We start from the raw sequence: 19,420 nt of genomic DNA on the forward strand, positions 1-19,420 counted from the left end.
AGAAACGCACTTAGGAGGAGATGTGATGCTTGATACAACCGTGGCAACCCGCACGCAGGACGTGCTGGATAAATTAAACATCGCTTTGCAGACAGGCGACGTAAAAGGGGCGACAGCGCTTTTTACCACCGACAGCTATTGGCGCGATTTGGTCGCCGTGACTTGGAACCTAAAGACGGTCGAAGGTCAAGAAGCTGTAGGCGAAATGCTGTTGCACCAATTGGACAAAACGTGCCCAGACCATTTCCGACTGCAAGATGCAGAATGCCCCGTCGAGGAGGACGGTGTCACAACAGCATGGATCACATTTGAGACAAAGGCCGGACGTGGTTGGGGTCTTATGCGGCTCAAAGACGGTCGGATTTGGACCTTGCTGACCGCATTGCAAGAACTCAAAGGCTTTGAAGAAAACCGTGGCAAACATCGCCCAATGGGCGCGGAACACGGGGCCAAAAAAAACCGCCAGAGCTGGACAGAACGTCGCGAGGCAGAGGAGGCTTCGCTTGGCTATGACACGCAACCCTACACGGTGATCATTGGCGGCGGACAAGGCGGTATCGCTTTGGGTGCGCGGCTCCGCCAGCTCGGTGTGCCGGCCATCGTTTTGGACAAACACGACCGCCCCGGCGATCAATGGCGCAGTCGGTACAAGTCGCTCTGCCTGCATGACCCAATCTGGTATGATCATCTGCCTTATATAAAATTCCCTGACAACTGGCCGGTGTTTACGCCGAAAGACAAAGTCGGTGACTGGCTTGAAATGTACACCAAAGTCATGGAAATCCCTTATTGGACCCGCTCCGAGGTGGTCAACGCCGCCTATGACGAAAGCGCCGGAACATGGACGGTCGAGGTAAATCGCGATGGCGAAACCGTCACGTTGCATCCCACACAGCTTGTGCTGGCCACGGGGATGTCGGGCAAACCGAATGTGCCCGATTTCCCCGGAATGGTCAGCTTCAAGGGTGAAATCCAACACTCGTCACAACATACAGGCCCCGATGATTGGACTGGCAAAAAGGTCGTCGTTGTAGGATCCAACAACTCTGCACATGACATTTGCGCCGCCCTTTGGGAGGCTGATGCCGATGTGACCATGGTGCAGCGGTCTTCGACCCATATCGTGCGTTCCGAAAGCTTGATGGATATCGGTCTTGGCGGACTCTATTCCGAGGAAGCTCTGGCCAACGGGGTTACGACCGAGAAAGCAGATATGATCTTTGCGTCCTTGCCCTACAAGATCATGCATGAATTCCAAATCCCGCTCTATGATCAGATGCGCGAGCGTGATGCAGAGTTTTACGCGGGGCTTGAAAAGGTCGGTTTCAAACTGGATTGGGGAGACGACGGCTCTGGTCTGTTCTTGAAATACCTGCGCCGTGGGTCGGGCTATTACATTGATGTCGGCGCAAGCCAACTGCTCATAGATGGTGCGGTCAAACTCGTGCAAGGTCAGGTTGATCACTTTGACGAGGACGCTGTGGTTCTAAGCGATGGCACCCGCCTTGAAGCAGATCTTGTGGTGATGGCCACGGGGTTTGGTTCGATGAACGGCTGGGCTGCGGATCTCATCAGCCCTGAGGTTGCCGATAAAGTTGGCAAGGTCTGGGGACTTGGTTCTGACACCACAAAAGACCCCGGTCCATGGGAAGGTGAACAGCGCAACATGTGGAAACCGACACAACAAGAAAACCTGTGGTTCCACGGCGGAAACCTTCACCAATCGCGTCACTATTCGCTTTATCTCGCGCTGCAACTCAAAGCGCGGATGGAGGGCCTTGAGACCTCGGTCTACGGCCTTCAAACGGTGCATCACCTGTCGTGATGCCTCCCTTGCGCCCGAACGTTTCCAGTTCGGGCGCACCCTTTATAAATATGGAGATGAACTATGAAAGCAGCACGTTGGTATGGTGTTAAAGACATCCGCGTTGAAGAGGTGGCAGAGCCATCCCCAGGCCCCGGTGACGTCAAGATAAAGGTTGCTTGGACTGGCATCTGCGGCAGTGACTTGCATGAATATCTCGCCGGACCGATCTTTGTGCCCGTGGGCGAAGATCACCCGCTCAGCCACGACCAAGCTCCGATCACGATGGGGCATGAATACAGCGGCGTGGTGACTGAGGTTGGCGAAACCGTCACCCATGTTGCCAAAGGCGACCGCGTTGCCATCGAGCCGATTTTTGCCTGTGGTGACTGCCCCGCCTGTTTGGAAGGCAAATACAATCTTTGCAACGATCTCGGGTTTGTCGGTTTGTCTGGTGGTCATGGTGGGTTTGCCGCCTATTCGGTGGTGCCAGCCCGCATGGTCCACAAGATGCCCGATGCTTTGTCGATGGAACAGGGCGCGTTGATCGAACCCTCAGCCGTGGCGCTGCATGCCGTCCGCATGTCAAAAATCAAGGCGGGCGATACCGCGGCGGTGTTTGGCGCGGGGCCCATCGGTTTACTGGTCGTCGAAGCGCTGCGCGTGGCTGGTGCGTCGCAAATCCATGTGGTTGAACCCTCAGATGTGCGCCGCAAAAAAGCGCTGGAACTTGGCGCAACAACCGCCATCGACCCCACCGCCGAGGATGTGGTCGCCAAAATCCAAGAGGCAACGGGGGGCGTGAATGTCTCCTTCGAAGTGACAGGTGTGCCGCAAGTTCTGCCGCAATGTATTGATGCAACCCGACATGAGGGCCAGACGTTGATCGTCTCGATTTGGGAAAAGGAAGCGGCGTTTCACCCCAACACCGTGGTACTCAAAGAGCGACAACTTCTTGGTACTATCGCATATCGAAACGTTTATCCTGCGGTCATGAAGTTGATGACCCAAGGCTATTTCAACGCTGATAAATTGGTGACCAAACGGATTTCCATTGATGACATCGTGCCAGAAGGGTTTGAGAGCCTCGTGACCGAGAAATCCCACGTTAAAATCCTCGTAAAAGCACCCGAGTGATCTTCCGGACGCGGGCTTGAAAGCTCGCGTCCTATTTACCATGCGCCGGATTGTTCGAAATCGTGTTCGTGAGGGTGCGGGCTTTATAACGCTGGGGCTCTCAAAGGGGCGGCCCTGCGGTTCCAATCATGCCCCACATCACCACCAGCCAGACATTGGTGCGCTATGGCCGACGCTATAGGCACCAAGGCAAATGAATATCAAGATCGCGGGCATCAGTAATGCAACAGTCCCCATTTAGGATTGCGCGGGGTCCAAATACGTCTCTAAACCCGCACGACAATCGTCTGGCCATGGATGAGATTTGTGATCCTTGGTTGATGTCATGACAATCAGCTGCTCGATCGTCCATATAATGTCCCCATCAACGGTCACGACAGTATAAAGATCCAAAGATGATTTTCCTATGCGTTTGACATGCACCGCGAAATCCAATGTATCGCCATACACGGCTGGCTTTTTAAACTCGATGTTCATTTTGACACTCGGCAACCCAAGATGACGCTCAAACATCAACTCTTTCCATGTCACCCCGAACGAGGCAAACATGGCCTCATTCACATCCACGAGATAAGATAAATATGCGGGGTGATAAGCGATCCCAGTGAGGTCACAATCGCCGAAGCGCATCGGTTTTGAAATCTTAAATGGCATGATATTTCCTCTATTTTTACTATCCAGCACCAACTGTGCTTTTGGTTTATATAATTTATGTTTAAAGTTTGTGCAGATGTCAAACCTCGCGTGTGCACAACGTATTTTGCGCGCATCTCTCAACAAATCTAATCTACACATTACAGATAATGTGAAAATATTAGTGTTCATAACGCCAATAATACAGAAATCCCGATATATTTAGCGTATAGAGTGACAAAGTCCGTTGACAGGCGATGCATTGAAATTTAACTTTAGACTTAAAGTAAATAGTCTCTTGAAGACCTAGAACATTCAATGAAGATACGGCAAGGCCCGCTTCAATAAAGGATACAACAATGAAAACAGCGATTCTCGGAGGAGGCCCCGCAGGCCTATACTTTGCAATCTCGATGATGTTGCGCAATGAAGATCACGACATCACTGTTTTCGAACGCAACAAAGCGGATGATACATTCGGTTGGGGCGTGGTTTTGTCAGACGAAACCATGTCTAACTTCGAAGAAAACGATCCGATTTCTGAAAAGATGATCCGCGACAGCTTTGCCTATTGGGACGATGTCAAAACCATTCGTGGCGATGAAAGCATGACCTCAAGCGGGCATGGGTTTTGCGGAATCGGGCGTAAAAAGTTGTTACTCTTGCTGCAAGAGCGCGCCCGTCAGCTTGGTGTCAAACTTGAATTTGAATCCAACATTACGGCAGATGACATTGCCAAAATGAAAAAAGACTATGACGTTGTGGTGGCCTCAGATGGTCTCAATTCAATGACCCGCACCATTTTCGAAGACAAATTCAAACCGCAAATCGATATGCGCCAAAACCACTTTGTTTGGCTCGGCACCCATCAAAAATTTGATGACGCATTCACTTTTATTTTCGAAGAAACCGAACACGGTTGGATTTGGGCGCACGCCTATCAATTCGACGACGACACGGCGACCTTCATCGTTGAATGCGGCCCGGAAACTTACAAATCCTTTGGGTTTGATACCCTAAACCAACAAGACAGTATTGCCTTGTGCGAAAAGATTTTCGCCAAACATCTTGGCGGCCATGCTTTGATGACCAACGCCAACCATATTCGTGGCTCTGCTTGGATTCAGTTCCCGCGTGTCACCTGTGAAAACTGGTTCTTTGAAAACGTAGTATTGCTTGGCGATGCCTCTGCAACCGCGCATTTCTCAATCGGTTCTGGGTCGAAACTTGGCATGGAAAGTGCCATCATGTTGGCAGATGAACTCAACGCCGGCAAAGCTCTGCCTGACGCTTTGGAAACCTACCAAGACGAACGTAAATTGCAGGTGCTGCGCGTCACCTCTGCCGCCCGCAATTCCACCGAATGGTTCGAAGATGTCGAGCGCTACCTTGGCCTCGACATGATGCAGCTCAACTACGGCATGCTCACACGCTCGCAGCGGATCAGCCATGAAAACCTACGGATGCGCGACCCTAAATGGCTTGCTTCCGCCGAGGCGTGGTTCCAAAAACAAGCGGGCAGCACATCAACGCGCAGCCCTATGTTTGCACCGTTCAAATTGGGTAATATGGCGCTGGAAAACCGCGTCGTTGTGTCCCCGATGGCGCAATACAAAGCCAAAGATGGCATGCCGAATGACTGGCATTTTGTGCACTACGCAGAACGTGCCAAAGGCGGCGCGGGTCTTGTATTTACCGAAATGCTTTGCGTAAGTATGCAAGGGCGTATCACCCCCGGGTGCCCCTGCATTTCTGAGGCGCAAATCCCAGCGTGGAAACGCTTAAATGACTTTGCCCACGCAGAAACCAACGCAAAAATGTGTGCCCAAATTGGTCATGCAGGTCGCAAAGGGTCCACACGTTTGGCATGGGACGGCATCGACCAAGCCCTTCCTGACGGCGAAAACTGGGATCTTTTGTCTGCTTCAGCTATCCCATTGATGGACGGTAACGTTGTGCCAAAAGCAATGGACCGCGCCGACATGGATGAAGTAAAAGCGCAATTCATTGACGCGGTTAAATCCGCCGATGCAGCTGGTTTCGACATGATCGAAATGCACGCAGCCCACGGGTATTTGCTTGCGTCATTCATTTCGCCCGTCACCAACAAACGAAGTGACGAATATGGCGGAAGCCTTGAAAACCGTATGCGCTACCCATTGGAAATCTTCCATGCAATGCGCGACGTTTGGCCCGCCGAAAAACCAATGACAGTCCGCATTTCCGCCAACGACTGGATGGAAGGCGACAGCATCACGCCCGAGGATGCCGTGGAAATTGCGCAGATGTTTAAAGATGCTGGCGTCAGCGCGATGAACGTCTCATCCGGTCAAACTGACAAAGCCGAAAAGCCAATCTATGGCCGCATGTTCCAAGTGCCATTCTCAGACCGTGTGCGCAACGAAGTCGGCATTCCGACGCTTGTAGCAGGTAACATCTATGAGCCTGATCACGTCAACTCGACCTTAATGGCGGGGCGTGCGGATTTGGTGCTTTTGGCGCGACCACATTTGGCCGACCCCTACTGGACTTTGCACGCGGCGGTCGAACTTGGTGATACAGAACAAGAATGGCCAGCCCCCTACGAAGGCGGACGTCGTCAGGCGATCACCTTGGCCGAACGCGCAAAAGCGATGGCAACATGACGCTTTCTGGCAAAACAGCATTTGTGACGGGCGGCGGTTCTGGCGTTGGGGCGGTCATCGCCCTGATGCTTGCCGACGCCGGCGCGCAAGTCACAATCTGTGGACGGCGATTGGCCCCGCTTGAAACTGTGGCAGCCAAACATAACGCAATATCAGCTGTGGTGGCAGACATCACCGATGAGGCCGCAATCTCAAAAGCTATCGCAGACTGCGCGCCCGACATCGTGATTGCCAATGCGGGGGCATCCGAAAGTGCGCCTTTTGCAAAAACTGAACTTGCTGCGTTTGAACGCATGATGTCGGTCAATGTCACAGGCACGTTTTTGACCCTGCGCGAAGGCACGAAAGCGATGAAAGACAAACCATGGGGTCGCTTGATTGCTATCGCGTCCACTGCGGGTCTCAAAGGCTATCCCTATGTTGCGCCCTATGCAGCGGCCAAACACGCCGTGGTCGGCATGGTCAAATCCGTCGCGTTAGAACTGGTTCGCAAAGGCATCACGGTCAATGCAATTTGTCCCGGGTTTCTAGACACAGAAATGACCCAACGCTCCATCGCTAACATCGTTGAAAAGACAGGCCGATCCCCTGAAGACGCGCGCGCAAGTTTAGAAGCGACCAATCCGATGCACAAACTCGTCCCCCCTGAAGATGTCGCAAAAACCGTGTTGTGGCTGTGCGGTGAAGGCTCTGATATGATCACAGGTCAAAGCATTTCCGTATCAGGAGGGGAAACGTGACCAAGACCTTTACACTCAAACGACAGGTGGAATTCAATCATTGTGACATGGCAGGTATCGTTTTTTACCCACGCTATTTTGAAATGATATCATCTTCCATCGAACGGTTTTTTGCCGATGCCATGGAATTTAGTTGGGGTGAAATGCGCCAAACTGATGGCGGCATGGGCACCCCTATGGGCAGTATTGATGTGCGATTTCGCGCGCCGTCACGCCTTGGCGAATGGCTTGAATTTACTGTGTTCATCAAACGGCTTGGCACCTCATCTGCGACCTTTGATTTAGCTTGCGCCAGCAATGACGAAACCCGTTTTACAGGCTCCGCAACGGTTGTCTACGCCAACACATCCACGGGCAAATCCGCGCCATGGCCCAATAGCCTACGCAGCAAAATGTCCACTTACCTTATGTCTCCGACTCCTTAATTCGAAAGCTTGATTATGACTGTTCTGACACCGCACACATTTCTACAACCCGATGGTTGGGCTCCGGCAAAAGGCTATGCAAATGGCATGATGGCTGAGGGCAAAATGGTCTTTACTGGCGGTCTTGTTGGCTGGAATGCACAACAAGAATGGGAACATCTGGACATGGTGGGCCAGTTCCGCCAGACACTCAAAAACATCGTGGCCGTGCTGTCTGAAGCTGGTGCCAGCCCTGAACACTTGGTGCGAATGACTTGGTATATAACTGATAAAAAAGAATATAACGAAAACTTGCGACCCTTTGGCGCAGCTTACCGTGAAGTTCTTGGGCGTCATTTTCCAGCGATGGCCGTTGTGCAAGTTGCAGGATTGATGGAAGACGCGGCACGTATCGAAATCGAAGCCACGGCAGTTATTCCACATGAGTGAGCCAGACCAACGTCCCTCAGAACCTGCCGTTTTGATCACCGTCGCCCCCTACGCCGAGGCGACCCCAAGCGGCGCTATTTTTGGTGGCTGGATCATGTCACAACTCGATCACGCCGCAGGGCTTGCAGGTCGTAAGATGACAGGTGGAAATGTGATCATCGCCAGCATCAAAGAGCTGAACTTTCATGCAGCTTTGGCGGCTGGTGAAGAGTTCGTGATGCACGCAACTGTCACCCGTCATGGCAACAGTTCTTTCAATCTGTCGCTGTCTGGTTGGGCCGAACCCGACACAGACAGCCGACGCATTATGACTGCTGATGTTTTGTTGGTCGCCATCGATTCCAAAGGTAAGCCGCGGAAATATTCAAGCCAAGTGAGGAATTGAACCTTTCTCTTTACGCCAAAGGGCTTCCACTGATATATGAAATTGTCTTTTGACCACAAGCGTTTGGAGCCTAGGTATGACGACGAACGATCTGCACTATATTGAAGACGAAGCCTTGTCACGTCAACGATTGCGGCTTTGGTTGCAAATGCTCAAAGCTGTGCGCCACGTTGAAAGCGGACTGCGCGAAAAACTGCGCTCTGGATACAACACAACTTTGCCGCGCTTTGATGTTTTAGCAGCCCTATATGCCGCGCCAGAAGGCATGAAAATGAGCGAGTTATCGCAGCATTTGGTGGTCTCAAACGGCAATGTCACTGGGGTTGTCGAACGACTGGTGGCAGACGGCTTGGCCATCCGCGAAAACATGATCAGCGATCGCCGCGCCTTTTTGGTTAAAATCACCGAAAAAGGCAACACTTTGATGGATGAGATGACAGCAGAGCATCGCGGCTGGATTGATGACATGTTTACGGACGTGACCGAAGCTGACGCAGCACGCGGTATTTCAATCATGCTGGATGTGCGCAACAAAAGCTGACGATCGCCCCAAGGTTTAAACACTGGGGCGATATCAATCTTTATAAGATGCCTGTTTCCTGCGCGACGCGGCGATAGCCCGCGCCCGCTGTGAAACCACCATCAATCACAAAGTCTTCACCTGTGATATAAGCCGACCCTTCGGAGGCCAAAAACAGCACCAATTGCGCGACTTCTTCGGCCTCGCCAGAGCGTTTCATCGGGGTCATTTCGATCATTGGCTTCAAATGGGGTGACCCACGATTGAGGTCAGTCACAATCAACCCAGGACAGATCGCATTCACCCGAATACCTTCTTGCGCATATTCCATCGCGGCAGAGCGCGTCAGGCCACGCAGCGCCCATTTGGACGATGTATAGGCCGGGTCATAGTGACCCGAAAATCCGCTGTTCGAAGAAATATTAACGATACTTCCCCCACCAGTTTGCATCATCATCGGCGCGCAAAGTTTGATACCGATAAAGGCCCCCGTTGCGTTGACATCCATCACCTTGCGCCACTCTTCTACGGACATGTCGCGGATAATTTTACGATTGATAATTCCGGCATTGTTGACCAAAATATCCAACCGACCGGTCCACTCTTGCACCACATCCAAAGCTGTGGCCCATGCGGATTCTGATGTGACATCAAGGGCTTGAAAACGCACATTCAGACCAGAACCAGTTAGCTTTTCAGCCAAAGCGACACCGTCATCTTGCAGCACATCACAGATCAAAACGCTGGCCCCAGCACAGGCAAGTAGTTCTGCCTCGACTGCACCTTGGCCGCGCGCACCACCCGTGACAATTGCGGTTTTGCCAGTCAAATCCGTTAGCGCATTTTTGGCTTTTTCAAAGTCTACACTCATGCTTGCACCATCAATTGACGTTGCTCACCAAGACCAGATGCACCCAAAGTGACCACCTGCCCCGCACGCAAGAACGTCGGGGGTTTCATGCCCAAGCCAACACCAGGAGGCGTACCAGTGGCAATAATATCGCCAGCTTCCAAGGTCATGAATTGCGAGATGTAGTGCACAAGATGCGCCACGCCAAAGATCATTGTTTTGGTGTTACCAGTCTGACGACGGTCGCCATCCACATCAAGCCAAAGGTCGATATTTTGAATGTCGTCAAATTCGTCTTTGGTCACCATCCAAGGTCCAACAGGACCAAAGGTGTCATGGCTTTTGCCCTTGATCCACTGCCCGCCACGCTCTGATTGAAAACGGCGCTCAGAGACATCATTCACCAATGCGTAACCTGCCACGTGACTCAAAGCATCCGCTTCATCAACGTATTTTGCGCGGCTGCCAATCACGATCCCCAGCTCGATTTCCCAATCTGTGCGATCAGACCCACGTGGGATTTCGACATCATCATAAGGACCACACAAAGCTGTGGTGGCTTTGGAAAACAAGACAGGTTCTGCGGGCGGCTCTTTGCCTGTTTCGCGTGCGTGATCAGCATAATTCAGTCCCACACACAGAAACTTTCCGGGCCGTGCAATCGCAGATCCCACGCGAGGCGTGCCTTGCACAACAGGCAGGCTAGACACATCGACCTTGGCGATTTTTGCCAAGCTTTCGGGCGACAGCGCGTCCCCATTGATGTCAGGCACAACGCTGGACAAATCGCGCATATTGCCCTCAGCATCAAGAATTGCAGGGCGTTCGGCACCAACAGGCCCGTAGCGGAGAAGTTTCATAAATGGTCCTTTCGTGGCGCGCCGTTGACGACCCTCTGCGCACAACACAAAGGTGTCAACAACGACGCACTGGTCTTGAGATTAAGCGCGGCGATAGCCTTCAAGGGCGTCGTCAGGCACTTCTGGAAGGTTGGTGACAAGGTTGTCAGGCGTCCGACATGTCAGCCAAACTAGCTCGTCTGTCGTGCTCATGTTGACTTCAACATGCGGCATAAATGGCGGCACAAAAACAAAGTCGCCTTCGTGTAAGTCTGTGTATTCTTTATAATCTTCGCCAAAATAAATTCGACCATGGCCTTTCAACACATAGCCACCTGTTTCACATTCTTCGTGGTGATGCGGCGGTGACCGATGACCCGGCTCATTGCTCACACGACCAAACCAGATTTTTGTAGCAGGTGTGTGCTGAGGGCTTACGCCAGATTTACGAACACAATCGCCAGACTGCGATGTGCCGTCATCAAGCTCAGACGCACGTGTGACAACTGGAACAACTTTTTCGGTCATATGGAAATCCTCCTAAGATTTTACATGCAGCTCATAGGCTCATATCAGCCAAAGCCTGACATTATTTACTTTAAATCTCAAGTATATTTTGAATGCAGCTGTATGAAATATTCATCACTACAGAAATTGACACAAACGGAATCATCAGATCAATTTCATTCATATTCGCTTAAATAGTGTGTTTAATGCTACATTTGTCGCCAAAATAGTAAGCAACACAGCAACACAGCACATTCATATTAGGGACAATTCCAAAAAAATTCACTCAAATTAAATTTTGTACTTGAAGAAACCAACTGTATGCATTTGCATATAACAAAATGAAAAACCAAACATTCCAACAGAGGACACCCCATATGAACGCTCAGGATACACTCGCAAACGTCGCCATAGGCCTGCTTGATGGCTCAGTCAAAGTTGTTGATTGCACAGCCCCCCTCGGGCCCGACACACCGCTTTTGAAACTGCCAGAAGACTTTGCAGACAACACACCCAAAGTCGAAATCCACAAGATTTCTGAGTATGGCGACCGTGGCCCTTGGTGGGCGTGGAACTGGCTCAAATTGGGTGAACACTCTGGCACACACTATGACGCGCCACACCACTGGATCACTGGCAAAGACTACCCAGACGGGTCAGTCGACACCATCGCACCCCAAAACTTTGTCGCCCCCGCCAACGTGATCGATTGCTCAAAAGAATCCGCAGCTGATGCAGATTTCTTGCTCACAGTAGAGCACGTCAAAGCATGGGAAGCAGAGCACGGCGAGATCAAAGAAGGCGAATGGGTACTGATGCGCACCGATTGGGACCAATACAACGATGACGAAGACAAGTACCTGAACGCTGACGAAAACGGCCCACACACACCTGGCCCGACCGCAGAAGTGATTCAATACTTGATGGAAGAGAAAAAGGCACTGGGCTGGGGCACACAGTGCATCGGAACAGACGCAGGTGCGGCGGGCGGATTTGAAATTCCGTTCCCAGCACACAACCTTTTGCATAAACACAACCGCTATGGGTTGGCATCGCTGACCAACCTCAGCGCACTGCCCGCAAAAGGCGCAATCTTGATCACTGCACCGCTCAAAATCGTCAAAGGCACGGGGTCCCCGATTCGCGCCCTTGCACTTGTGCCAGCAGCATAAAGTGAGCACAGCCATGACCACATCAACCGAGGTTGCCATCATCGGATCAGGGATCAACGCCCTAACCGCAGGTGCCATGCTCGCAAAATCCGGCAAACGCGTCGCAGTGTTTGAACGCGAAGCCATCGCAGGCGGTTGCATGCGGTCAGAAACATTGGCCGAGGGGGTCACATATGATCCCCTTGCCACCACTTTTGTTCTTTGGGTCACAGGTGCTGCACATGGTGCTTTGGGTGCAGATCTGGCCCGCCACGGTGTTGAATTCTGCAGCACAAACACGCCAACAGGTGTTTTGATGCCAGATGGCCGAGCACTGACATATACAACAGACCGTACAACCAACGTGGCCGCATTCAACGCGGTCCATGACGGCGACGGCACACAATTTGCCGCCGATCTAGACGCTTTCGGTGCAGACGCCGAACTGCTGTTTGGATTGATGGGCGGTGACCCGTGGTCCAAATCTACGGCAAAATTAATGGCCAAAGAAACATGGAAACGCAAACCCCGCGGGTTGGCTTCCACCATGGGTGGCGCGCTGCAATCCATGCGCAATTGGTTGGAAACATCATTTGACAGCGATCTAAATCGCGCGCTTTGGGCCCCATGGTGTTTGCATGCGGGGCTTGGGCCAGAGTCAACGTTTTCGGGGCAGATGGGCCAAGTGATCGGGTTTGCACTAGAAGCCGCAAGTGCGCCCGTGATCAAAGGCGGCGCAGCTGAAATGGTGCGCGGCCTGATCGCCATCATCGAAGAACACGACGGCAGCGTGCGGACGTCGGCAGAGGTCGCAAAAATCACGCTAACACAAAACAAAGCAACAGGGTTGGTGCTGACATCTGGCGAAGAAGTTTCGGCCAGTACGGTGTTGGCGTCAACCACGCCAAACCAACTTTACGGCACGCTCGCCCCTACACCTGCAAAAGCCGATGATCTGCGCAAATATCAATACGGAAAAGGAAACTTCCAGCTTCACTACCTCATTGACGGTGACGTCAAATGGAACACCAATGGCTTGGAAGACGTACAACTTTTGCATCTAAGTGCCGGACTTGATGCGGTGTCGAAAGCTGGAAACGAGGCCGAACGCGGCATGTTGCCCGAGGTGCCCACCATCTGCGTCGGTCAACCTTGTGCTGCTGACCCTACTCGTGCCCCCGCTGGTAAAACCGTGCTTTGGTTGCAAATGCCCGAAGCCCCACGCGTGGTCAAAGGCGATGCAAAAGGCGAGATTGAAGTCCCCGCTGACGGTCAATGGACGGACGAACTGCGCGAAGCCTATGCAGATCGTATTGAAGCCATTTTGGCTCAACACATCGATGGTTTCAAAGACAGTGTTCTCACACGTCGCGCGATTTCACCCGCAGACTTACAAGGCTACAACATGAACCTTGTCGGCGGTGATCCCTACGGCGGCGCGTGTTCGGTCGAGCAATTTTTCCTCTGGCGTCCGTTCAAAGACAGCGTGCGTCATGACACTGGCATCAAGGGTCTGTACCACATCGGCGCCTCAACCCATCCCGGCCCGGGCTTGTCAGGCGGATCAGGGTTTTTGACAGCAAAAGAGTTGGGCGCATGACCGATCATCGCGAACAGCTAGAAGAATTCACCCCCTATCTGATGAACCGCATCGCAGCGCGGTACAACAAAGGTGTTGAATCCGCTCTCAAAGATGTCGGTATATCCGTGGCTCAAATGCGTGCTTTGGCCGCTTTGGCCGAAAGCGGGCCATGTTCCATTACCGATCTATCCATCCTCACGGTCATCAAACAATCAACCCTGTCACGCACACTCGACACGATGGAAAACGCAGGCCTGATTTTGCGCACAGCGCAAGGTTCAGACAGCAGATACCGTCAAATCAGCCTCACCCAAACAGGGCGCGCCGCCTATGACGCCGCTTGGCCATCGATGCAAAATATGCGCGACACCATGCTTGCGTCCCTCAGCGAAGATGAACGCGAGAATTTCAACTCATTGCTACTGCGGATTTTTTACGACATCCGCCATCACGATTTTTAAAGGAGCCTGAAATGGCAGAACGTTCTTTCGCCAAAGAAGTCCAAAAGCTTAAAAAAGGAGAAGGCGAAACCTTCACCGGCGAGGGCATCTTAGCTATCACTAAGGCCCTTTTGGAAAATGGTGTCGGCTATGTTGGTGGCTATCAAGGCTCGCCAATTTCACACCTGATGGATGTCTTGGCAGACTCCCAAGAAATTCTCACCGAACTGGGCGTCCACTTCGAAGCCTCCGCTTCAGAAGCAACCGCAACAGCAATGCTGGCCGCCTCTGTGCATTACCCAATTCGTGGTGCTGTGACCTATAAATCCGTGGTCGGCACCAACGTGGCCTCTGACGCTTTGTCGAACCTTGCCTCTGGCGGTGTAACGGGCGGCGCATTGATTATCGTCGGCGAAGACTACGGCGAAGGTTCATCCATCATGCAAGAGCGCACATATGCGTTTGCAATGAAATCACAGGTCTGGATGCTAGATCCACGCCCCAACCTGCCCTCAATCGTCAAAGCCGTGGGCGACAGTTTTGAGATGTCAGAAATCTCAAACACGCCCGTAATGCTGCAAGTTGGCATTCGCTCGTGTCACGTGCACGGCCACTTTACTGCGTCAGACAACAAACGCCCCCAGATGAATGTCTCTGAGGCTTTGGAAAACCCAAAACGCGATCTACAACGCATTGTTTTGCCCCCTGCGACATACATTCACGAAGAAGAAAAGCTGACAAAACGTCTGCCCGCTGCGCAAAAATTCATCATCGACAAACAGATCAACGAACGCTTTGGCACGCCCTCCGGCAAGGTCGGGATCATCTTGCAAGGTGGCACATACAACACCGTCATTCGTGCGTTGAACCGTCTTGGTTTGGCCGATCTATATGGCGACACCAATGTAGATATGTTGGTGCTCAACTGCGTTTATCCTTTGGTGCCAGACCAGATTTTAGATTTCTGCGAAGGCAAAGACGCCGTTTTGATCGTCGAAGAAGGCCAACCCAATTACGTTGAACAACAAATCGCACATATGCTGTACCAGTCTGGCAAATCCGTCAAACTAGAGGGCAAAGGCATCCTGCCAATGGGCGGTGAATACACCGGTCAAGTGATGGTCGATGGGCTTGGCGATTTCTTTTCGCAGCACGCACCAGCCATGCTTCCAGTTGCGAAAGTCACCACCAACGAACAACCCATCTCGATCCCTGATCTGTCGAAATCTTTGCCTGCGCGCCCACCAGGCTTTTGTACGGGTTGCCCTGAACGCCCTATTTTTGCTGCAACAAAATTGGTCGAAGAAGAACTGGGCGAACACCACATCGCGTCGGATATCGGCTGTCACCTGTTTTCAATCATGCCGCCCTTTGACCTCGGCGCGACCACCATGGGCTTTGGCCTTGGGCCAGCGTCGGCATCGGCATTTCACAACGCTGACAAAAAAGGCCGCCGCTCGATCTCTTTCGTGGGCGATGGCGGCTTTTGGCACAACGGCCTAACGTCATCGGTGGGCAATGCGGTGTTCAACAAGAACGACAACGTCATTGTGATCGTCGACAACTTTTACTCTGCTGCAACAGGCGGACAAGACATCTTGTCCTCACGCGCCGACAACCCCACCAAGCAAACGCAAAACTCCATCGTGGATGCCTGCAAAGGCATGGGCGTCAAATGGATCCGCCAGATTGATCGCACCTATGATGTGACCAAAATGCGCGACACATTGAAAGAAGCGCTGACCACAGAAGCCGAAGGCCCAAAGGTCATCGTCGCCTCATCAGAATGTATGCTCAACAAACAGCGTCGTGTGAAACCGCAAATGGCAAAAGCCGCCAAAGACGGCAAACGCGTGGTGCGCCCCCGCTTTGGTGTGGACGAAGATATTTGCACCGGAGATCACGCCTGTATGCGCCTGTCTGGCTGCCCATCTTTGTCGGTCAAAGACACGGGCGACCCCTTGCGCGATGATCCAGTGGCCGCAATCGACCAAACCTGTGTGGGCTGTGGGAACTGTGGCGAAGTGGCGGATGCGGCAGTGCTTTGCCCGTCATTCTTCCAAGCAGAAATCATCACAAACCCAAGCAATTTTGAAAAACGCCGCGCCTCGCGCACAGGCAAAATCATCGCATGGCTGCAAACGCGTCGTGACGCCAAACGCGTCGCTTTTGCATAAGGACCAGACCCTATGAACATCCAAACCAAACCTCTCGTCGCACGCCGCTCCCCCGGTCCTGACGGCGAAAAAATCATCACGCTCGCAGCTTTGGCTGTGGGCGGTCAAGGCGGCGGCGTTTTAACAAACTGGATCGTTGCCGTCGCCGAAGCCAACGGATATCGCGCCCAATCCACCTCGGTTGCAGGGGTCGCACAACGCACAGGCGCCACGATTTACTACATCGAAATGTGCCGCGACACAGGCCGCATGCCGGTGTTTTCCTTATCTCCGTCCATTGGCGATGTAGATATTTTGATGGCCTCCGAATTGATGGAAGGTGGCCGTGCGATCATGCGCGGGTTCGTTACACCGGGCCGCACGACACTGATCACATCAACCCACCGCATCGCGGCCGTGTCAGAAAAAATCGTCCCCGGTGACGGTCGCTTCGATGAAACAGATGTGTACGAAGCCATGGGCATTGCCGCTGATCAATTGGTGGCCTTTGACATGGAAACGGTTGCCAAAAAAGCGGGCTCAGTGATTTCATCCTCGCTTTTGGGCGCATTGGCTGGCTCTGGCGCACTGCCATTTGAACGCAGCAGTTTCGAAGATATCATTCGTGCATCTGGGCGCGGTGTGGATGCATCTTTGCGGGCTTTTGGGGATGCTTATGACATCGCAAAAGGCGACAAACCTGCCCCCCAACCACAAACCGCTGCCGACCTGCCCGTACCCGTTTTGAATGTGCCAAAGCATCTCAAGGCCTCATGGTCAGCACTTGAAAAACGCATCATTGCTCTGCCGTTGGAAGTGCAAGAAATGACAGGGCTTGGGATCAAAAAAGTCGTTGATTATCAAGACGTCACCTACGGGCACCAATATCTCGACATGGTGGAAAAATCTGTAACCTTGGATACAGCCCCCTATGAAATGAGCGCCAATGCGGCCAAATATTGCGCCCGCGCATTGTGTTACGATGACCTGTTGCGGGTGGCCGATATCAAAACCCGTGCCTCTCGTTTTGCCCGTGTAAAAGACGAAGTTGTGGTGAAAGACGATCAAGTTTTACACCTGACAGAATATTTTCACCCCCGCTACGAAGAATTCACCACCACCCTCCCCCGCGCTCTTGGCCAGTTTATGCAAAAGCGCAAAGGCGTCGAAGCGTTTTACACCAAGCACTTTGACAAAGGGCGGCGCATTCGTACCGACAGTCTTTCGGGGTATTTGTCGTTGTGGCTGGTGTCCTCTTTGCGCCCTATTCGACGTAAACTTTTGCGCCATGACAGCGAAATGACCCATGCCAATGCGTGGTTTGACACTGCGATGGATGTCGCTAAAACCGACACCGCGCTCGCGTCTGAAGTGCTGGCCAACTACCGCTTGATCAAAGGCTATTCCGACACGCACGTGCGCGGCATGTCTAAATTTGCGCGCATTATGCAATCGATTGATCTGCTCAAAGGTCGCCCAGATGCAGCCGACTGGATGCGCCGTTTGCGCACGGCCGCACTTGACGATGTCGAAGGCGATAAATTGGACGGCGCGCTAGAAACCATCAAAAGCTTTGCGGGGTAAAATCATGAGTGCACCTATTGTCATCATCGGCGCTGGGATCAACGGATTGGTTGCCGCCGCGGACCTCGCAGCCCGTGGCAAAAAGGTGCACATCTTTGAACGCGGCCCCACGCCCGGTGGTGCCGTGCGCACCGAAGAATTGACCATTGCAGGGTTTCGTCACGACGTTGCTGCGATGAATCTGTCCATGTTTGCGGGGTCTGCATTCATGGCCAAGCATGGTGCAGAACTGGCAAAACATGGCGTCGAATTTGTGCCGATCACGCGCCCTTTCGCGCAGGCGATGGAGCCGGGTGATCATCTGGGCGTGACCACGGATTTGGACGAAACCCTATCCACGTTTGCATCAGAAACTGACAAAGCAACATGGCGCGCACTTATGGACGATTTTCCAACCCGCGCAGGCGTGGTTGGCGGATTGCTTGGCACGCCTATGCGTCGCTGGCCCTTGGTCAAATTCCTTTGGAAAAACTGGCGCGCTTTGGGCACATCCAAAAGCATTGAAATTGCGCAGTTTTTAATGACCTCGCCCCGCGATTGGTTGGACGCAACATTCGAAGATCCACGTTTGCGCACAGCGCTGTCCACTTGGGGCATGCATCTTGATTTTGCCCCTGACATCGCAGGCGGTGCTATATTTCCGTATCTTGAGGCCATGGGCGGTCAAGCCATGGGCATGGTGATCGGCAAAGGCGGCGCAGACACCGTCACCCGCGCTTTGGTTTCGATGATTAAAAGCAACGGCGGGACCATTACCTGCAATGCTGAAGTTGATGAAATTTTGCACCAAAATGGCACAGCCACCGGCGTGCGCGTTGGCAAAAAAGAAATTCAAGCTTCAACCATATTAGCAGGCCTTGCGCCAAAACACCTGATGCGTCTTATTGGGGGCGCATCGGGTCACGTTGGATTTGATCGCGGTTTGAACACGTTTAAACATGCCCCCGGCACAATGATGATCCATTTGGCTTTGGATGCCCCTGTGCCGTGGAAAGCCACAGCCCTTAAAGATTTTGCCTATGTCCACATTGGACGCACAATTGACACGGCAGCACGCACATATACCCAAGCGATTGCAGGGCTTTTGCCAGACACTCCGTTGCTTGTTGTTGGTCAACCTACGGTCTTTGACCCAAGTCGTGCCCCCGAGGGGAAACACACACTTTGGGTCCAAGTGCGCATGGTTCCCGCCGACATCAAGGGCGATTCGACGGGTCAAATCATCGATAAAACATGGGAAGATGCCAAAGAACCCATGGCTGAGCGTGTGTTTGATTTGATCGAAGAACAGGCTCCAGGGTTTCGTCAAACGATCCTTGCGCAGACCCTTGTGTCCCCCCTTGATCTAGAATCAGGTAACCCAAATCTTGTGGGCGGGGATCAAATTTGCGGATCTCATCACCTGACTCAAAACTTTATATTCCGCCCTGTGCGCGGTTTTGCCGATGGGCACACCCCTCTTGACGGGTTGCACATGATCGGGGCCGCATGTTGGCCCGGTGCGGGAACGGGCGCTGGATCTGGTTTTTTTGCGTCGCAATTGATCAAATAACACCCTGTTCAAAAAAATTTACAAAAGAGTGTCATATTTTG

At 52.5% G+C, this 19,420-nt stretch carries 18 protein-coding genes; 14 read left to right on the forward strand and 4 right to left on the reverse strand.

Translation table 11 applies throughout. The annotated features are described in order from the left end of the window. Positions 1–25 precede the first annotated feature (25 nt). Both BM025_RS13940 and BM025_RS13945 read left to right on the forward strand, forming a co-directional pair. Entirely contained in the window at positions 26–1,825 is a 1,800-nt protein-coding gene (locus BM025_RS13940) for an NAD(P)/FAD-dependent oxidoreductase (protein WP_085850147.1), read from the forward strand. Positions 1,826–1,888: 63 nt separating this feature from the next. Then, positions 1,889–2,941 carry a 2,3-butanediol dehydrogenase gene (locus tag BM025_RS13945; protein ID WP_085850148.1) on the forward strand — a complete coding sequence of 351 codons (1,053 nt, stop codon included), beginning with the start codon at positions 1,889–1,891 and terminating at the stop codon, positions 2,939–2,941. Between the two features lie 237 nt (positions 2,942–3,178). On the opposite strand, the gene BM025_RS13950 is transcribed toward BM025_RS13945, so the two are convergent. After that, on the reverse strand, positions 3,179–3,595 hold the full coding sequence (locus BM025_RS13950) for an acyl-CoA thioesterase (protein WP_085850149.1): 417 nt from the start codon (positions 3,593–3,595) through the stop codon (positions 3,179–3,181). A gap of 338 nt (positions 3,596–3,933) precedes the next feature. Between BM025_RS13950 and BM025_RS13955 the strand changes: the two genes are divergently transcribed. The 6 genes from BM025_RS13955 (at position 3,934) to BM025_RS13980 (ending at position 8,739) form a co-directional block, all read left to right on the forward strand. After that, positions 3,934–6,219, forward strand: a complete 2,286-nt coding sequence (locus BM025_RS13955) for a bifunctional salicylyl-CoA 5-hydroxylase/oxidoreductase (protein WP_085850150.1) — start codon at positions 3,934–3,936, stop codon at positions 6,217–6,219. Further along, positions 6,216–6,959, forward strand: a complete 744-nt coding sequence (locus BM025_RS13960; protein WP_085850151.1) for an SDR family NAD(P)-dependent oxidoreductase — start codon at positions 6,216–6,218, stop codon at positions 6,957–6,959. Before BM025_RS13955 ends, BM025_RS13960 begins: the two co-directional genes overlap by 4 nt. Continuing rightward, a complete protein-coding gene (locus tag BM025_RS13965; RefSeq protein WP_085850152.1) occupies positions 6,956–7,384 on the forward strand; it encodes an acyl-CoA thioesterase in 429 nt (142 codons plus the stop codon). Before BM025_RS13960 ends, BM025_RS13965 begins: the two co-directional genes overlap by 4 nt. A 15-nt stretch (positions 7,385–7,399) precedes the next feature. After that, positions 7,400–7,813 (forward strand): RidA family protein, encoded by a 414-nt coding sequence (locus BM025_RS13970; protein ID WP_085850153.1) that lies wholly within the window; start codon positions 7,400–7,402, stop codon positions 7,811–7,813. Then, a complete protein-coding gene (locus tag BM025_RS13975) occupies positions 7,806–8,198 on the forward strand; it encodes an acyl-CoA thioesterase (protein WP_085850154.1) in 393 nt (130 codons plus the stop codon). The genes BM025_RS13970 and BM025_RS13975 overlap by 8 nt, the downstream gene beginning before the upstream one ends. Before the next feature lie 76 nt (positions 8,199–8,274). Next, positions 8,275–8,739 carry a MarR family winged helix-turn-helix transcriptional regulator gene (locus tag BM025_RS13980; protein WP_085850155.1) on the forward strand — a complete coding sequence of 155 codons (465 nt, stop codon included), beginning with the start codon at positions 8,275–8,277 and terminating at the stop codon, positions 8,737–8,739. A 40-nt stretch (positions 8,740–8,779) separates the two neighbouring features. Here the strand turns inward: BM025_RS13980 and BM025_RS13985 are convergent, their stop codons facing one another. The 3 genes from BM025_RS13985 to BM025_RS13995 form a co-directional block, all read right to left on the reverse strand. Further along, positions 8,780–9,589, reverse strand: a complete 810-nt coding sequence (locus tag BM025_RS13985; protein ID WP_085850156.1) for an SDR family NAD(P)-dependent oxidoreductase — start codon at positions 9,587–9,589, stop codon at positions 8,780–8,782. After that, complete coding sequence (locus tag BM025_RS13990; RefSeq protein WP_085850157.1) at positions 9,586–10,428, reverse strand: fumarylacetoacetate hydrolase family protein; 843 nt, start codon at positions 10,426–10,428, stop codon at positions 9,586–9,588. The genes BM025_RS13985 and BM025_RS13990 overlap by 4 nt, the downstream gene beginning before the upstream one ends. A gap of 81 nt (positions 10,429–10,509) precedes the next feature. Further along, positions 10,510–10,935, reverse strand: a complete 426-nt coding sequence (locus BM025_RS13995) for a cupin domain-containing protein (protein ID WP_085850158.1) — start codon at positions 10,933–10,935, stop codon at positions 10,510–10,512. Between the two features lie 356 nt (positions 10,936–11,291). Here BM025_RS13995 and BM025_RS14000 point away from each other — a divergent pair, with 356 nt between their 5' ends. From BM025_RS14000 to BM025_RS14025, 6 genes are read left to right on the forward strand one after another with little or no spacing between them, the layout of a single operon-like run. Then, positions 11,292–12,086 (forward strand): cyclase family protein, encoded by a 795-nt coding sequence (locus tag BM025_RS14000; RefSeq protein ID WP_085850159.1) that lies wholly within the window; start codon positions 11,292–11,294, stop codon positions 12,084–12,086. 13 nt (positions 12,087–12,099) lie between these two features. Next, the gene (locus BM025_RS14005) at positions 12,100–13,665 is read left to right on the forward strand and encodes a phytoene desaturase family protein (RefSeq protein WP_085850160.1); all 1,566 of its coding nucleotides are present in this window, start codon (positions 12,100–12,102) and stop codon (positions 13,663–13,665) included. Further along, a complete protein-coding gene (locus BM025_RS14010) occupies positions 13,662–14,108 on the forward strand; it encodes a MarR family winged helix-turn-helix transcriptional regulator (protein WP_085850161.1) in 447 nt (148 codons plus the stop codon). The genes BM025_RS14005 and BM025_RS14010 overlap by 4 nt, the downstream gene beginning before the upstream one ends. A gap of 11 nt (positions 14,109–14,119) precedes the next feature. Next, positions 14,120–16,264, forward strand: coding sequence for a thiamine pyrophosphate-dependent enzyme (locus BM025_RS14015; protein WP_085850162.1), 2,145 nt, complete (start codon positions 14,120–14,122; stop codon positions 16,262–16,264). Between the two features lie 12 nt (positions 16,265–16,276). Then, positions 16,277–17,827: an indolepyruvate oxidoreductase subunit beta family protein gene (locus BM025_RS14020; RefSeq protein ID WP_085850163.1), complete on the forward strand. Its 1,551-nt coding sequence runs from the start codon at positions 16,277–16,279 to the stop codon at positions 17,825–17,827. A 4-nt stretch (positions 17,828–17,831) separates the two neighbouring features. Continuing rightward, positions 17,832–19,379, forward strand: a complete 1,548-nt coding sequence (locus BM025_RS14025; RefSeq protein ID WP_085850164.1) for a phytoene desaturase family protein — start codon at positions 17,832–17,834, stop codon at positions 19,377–19,379. The last annotated feature ends 41 nt before the right edge of the window (positions 19,380–19,420 follow it).

This window comes from Pacificibacter marinus (assembly GCF_900109555.1).
Taxonomy (GTDB): Bacteria; Pseudomonadota; Alphaproteobacteria; order Rhodobacterales; family Rhodobacteraceae; genus Celeribacter; species Celeribacter marinus_C.

Coding starts and splice junctions, on each gene's coding strand:
- BM025_RS13940 (WP_085850147.1), top strand. CDS start 26: ATGCTTGATACAACCGTGGCAACCCGCACGCAGGACGTGCTGGATAAA.
- BM025_RS13945 (WP_085850148.1), top strand. CDS start 1,889: ATGAAAGCAGCACGTTGGTATGGTGTTAAAGACATCCGCGTTGAAGAG.
- BM025_RS13950 (WP_085850149.1), bottom strand. CDS start 3,595: ATGCCATTTAAGATTTCAAAACCGATGCGCTTCGGCGATTGTGACCTC.
- BM025_RS13955 (WP_085850150.1), top strand. CDS start 3,934: ATGAAAACAGCGATTCTCGGAGGAGGCCCCGCAGGCCTATACTTTGCA.
- BM025_RS13960 (WP_085850151.1), top strand. CDS start 6,216: ATGACGCTTTCTGGCAAAACAGCATTTGTGACGGGCGGCGGTTCTGGC.
- BM025_RS13970 (WP_085850153.1), top strand. CDS start 7,400: ATGACTGTTCTGACACCGCACACATTTCTACAACCCGATGGTTGGGCT.
- BM025_RS13975 (WP_085850154.1), top strand. CDS start 7,806: ATGAGTGAGCCAGACCAACGTCCCTCAGAACCTGCCGTTTTGATCACC.
- BM025_RS13980 (WP_085850155.1), top strand. CDS start 8,275: ATGACGACGAACGATCTGCACTATATTGAAGACGAAGCCTTGTCACGT.
- BM025_RS13985 (WP_085850156.1), bottom strand. CDS start 9,589: ATGAGTGTAGACTTTGAAAAAGCCAAAAATGCGCTAACGGATTTGACT.
- BM025_RS13990 (WP_085850157.1), bottom strand. CDS start 10,428: ATGAAACTTCTCCGCTACGGGCCTGTTGGTGCCGAACGCCCTGCAATT.
- BM025_RS13995 (WP_085850158.1), bottom strand. CDS start 10,935: ATGACCGAAAAAGTTGTTCCAGTTGTCACACGTGCGTCTGAGCTTGAT.
- BM025_RS14000 (WP_085850159.1), top strand. CDS start 11,292: ATGAACGCTCAGGATACACTCGCAAACGTCGCCATAGGCCTGCTTGAT.
- BM025_RS14005 (WP_085850160.1), top strand. CDS start 12,100: ATGACCACATCAACCGAGGTTGCCATCATCGGATCAGGGATCAACGCC.
- BM025_RS14010 (WP_085850161.1), top strand. CDS start 13,662: ATGACCGATCATCGCGAACAGCTAGAAGAATTCACCCCCTATCTGATG.
- BM025_RS14015 (WP_085850162.1), top strand. CDS start 14,120: ATGGCAGAACGTTCTTTCGCCAAAGAAGTCCAAAAGCTTAAAAAAGGA.
- BM025_RS14020 (WP_085850163.1), top strand. CDS start 16,277: ATGAACATCCAAACCAAACCTCTCGTCGCACGCCGCTCCCCCGGTCCT.
- BM025_RS14025 (WP_085850164.1), top strand. CDS start 17,832: ATGAGTGCACCTATTGTCATCATCGGCGCTGGGATCAACGGATTGGTT.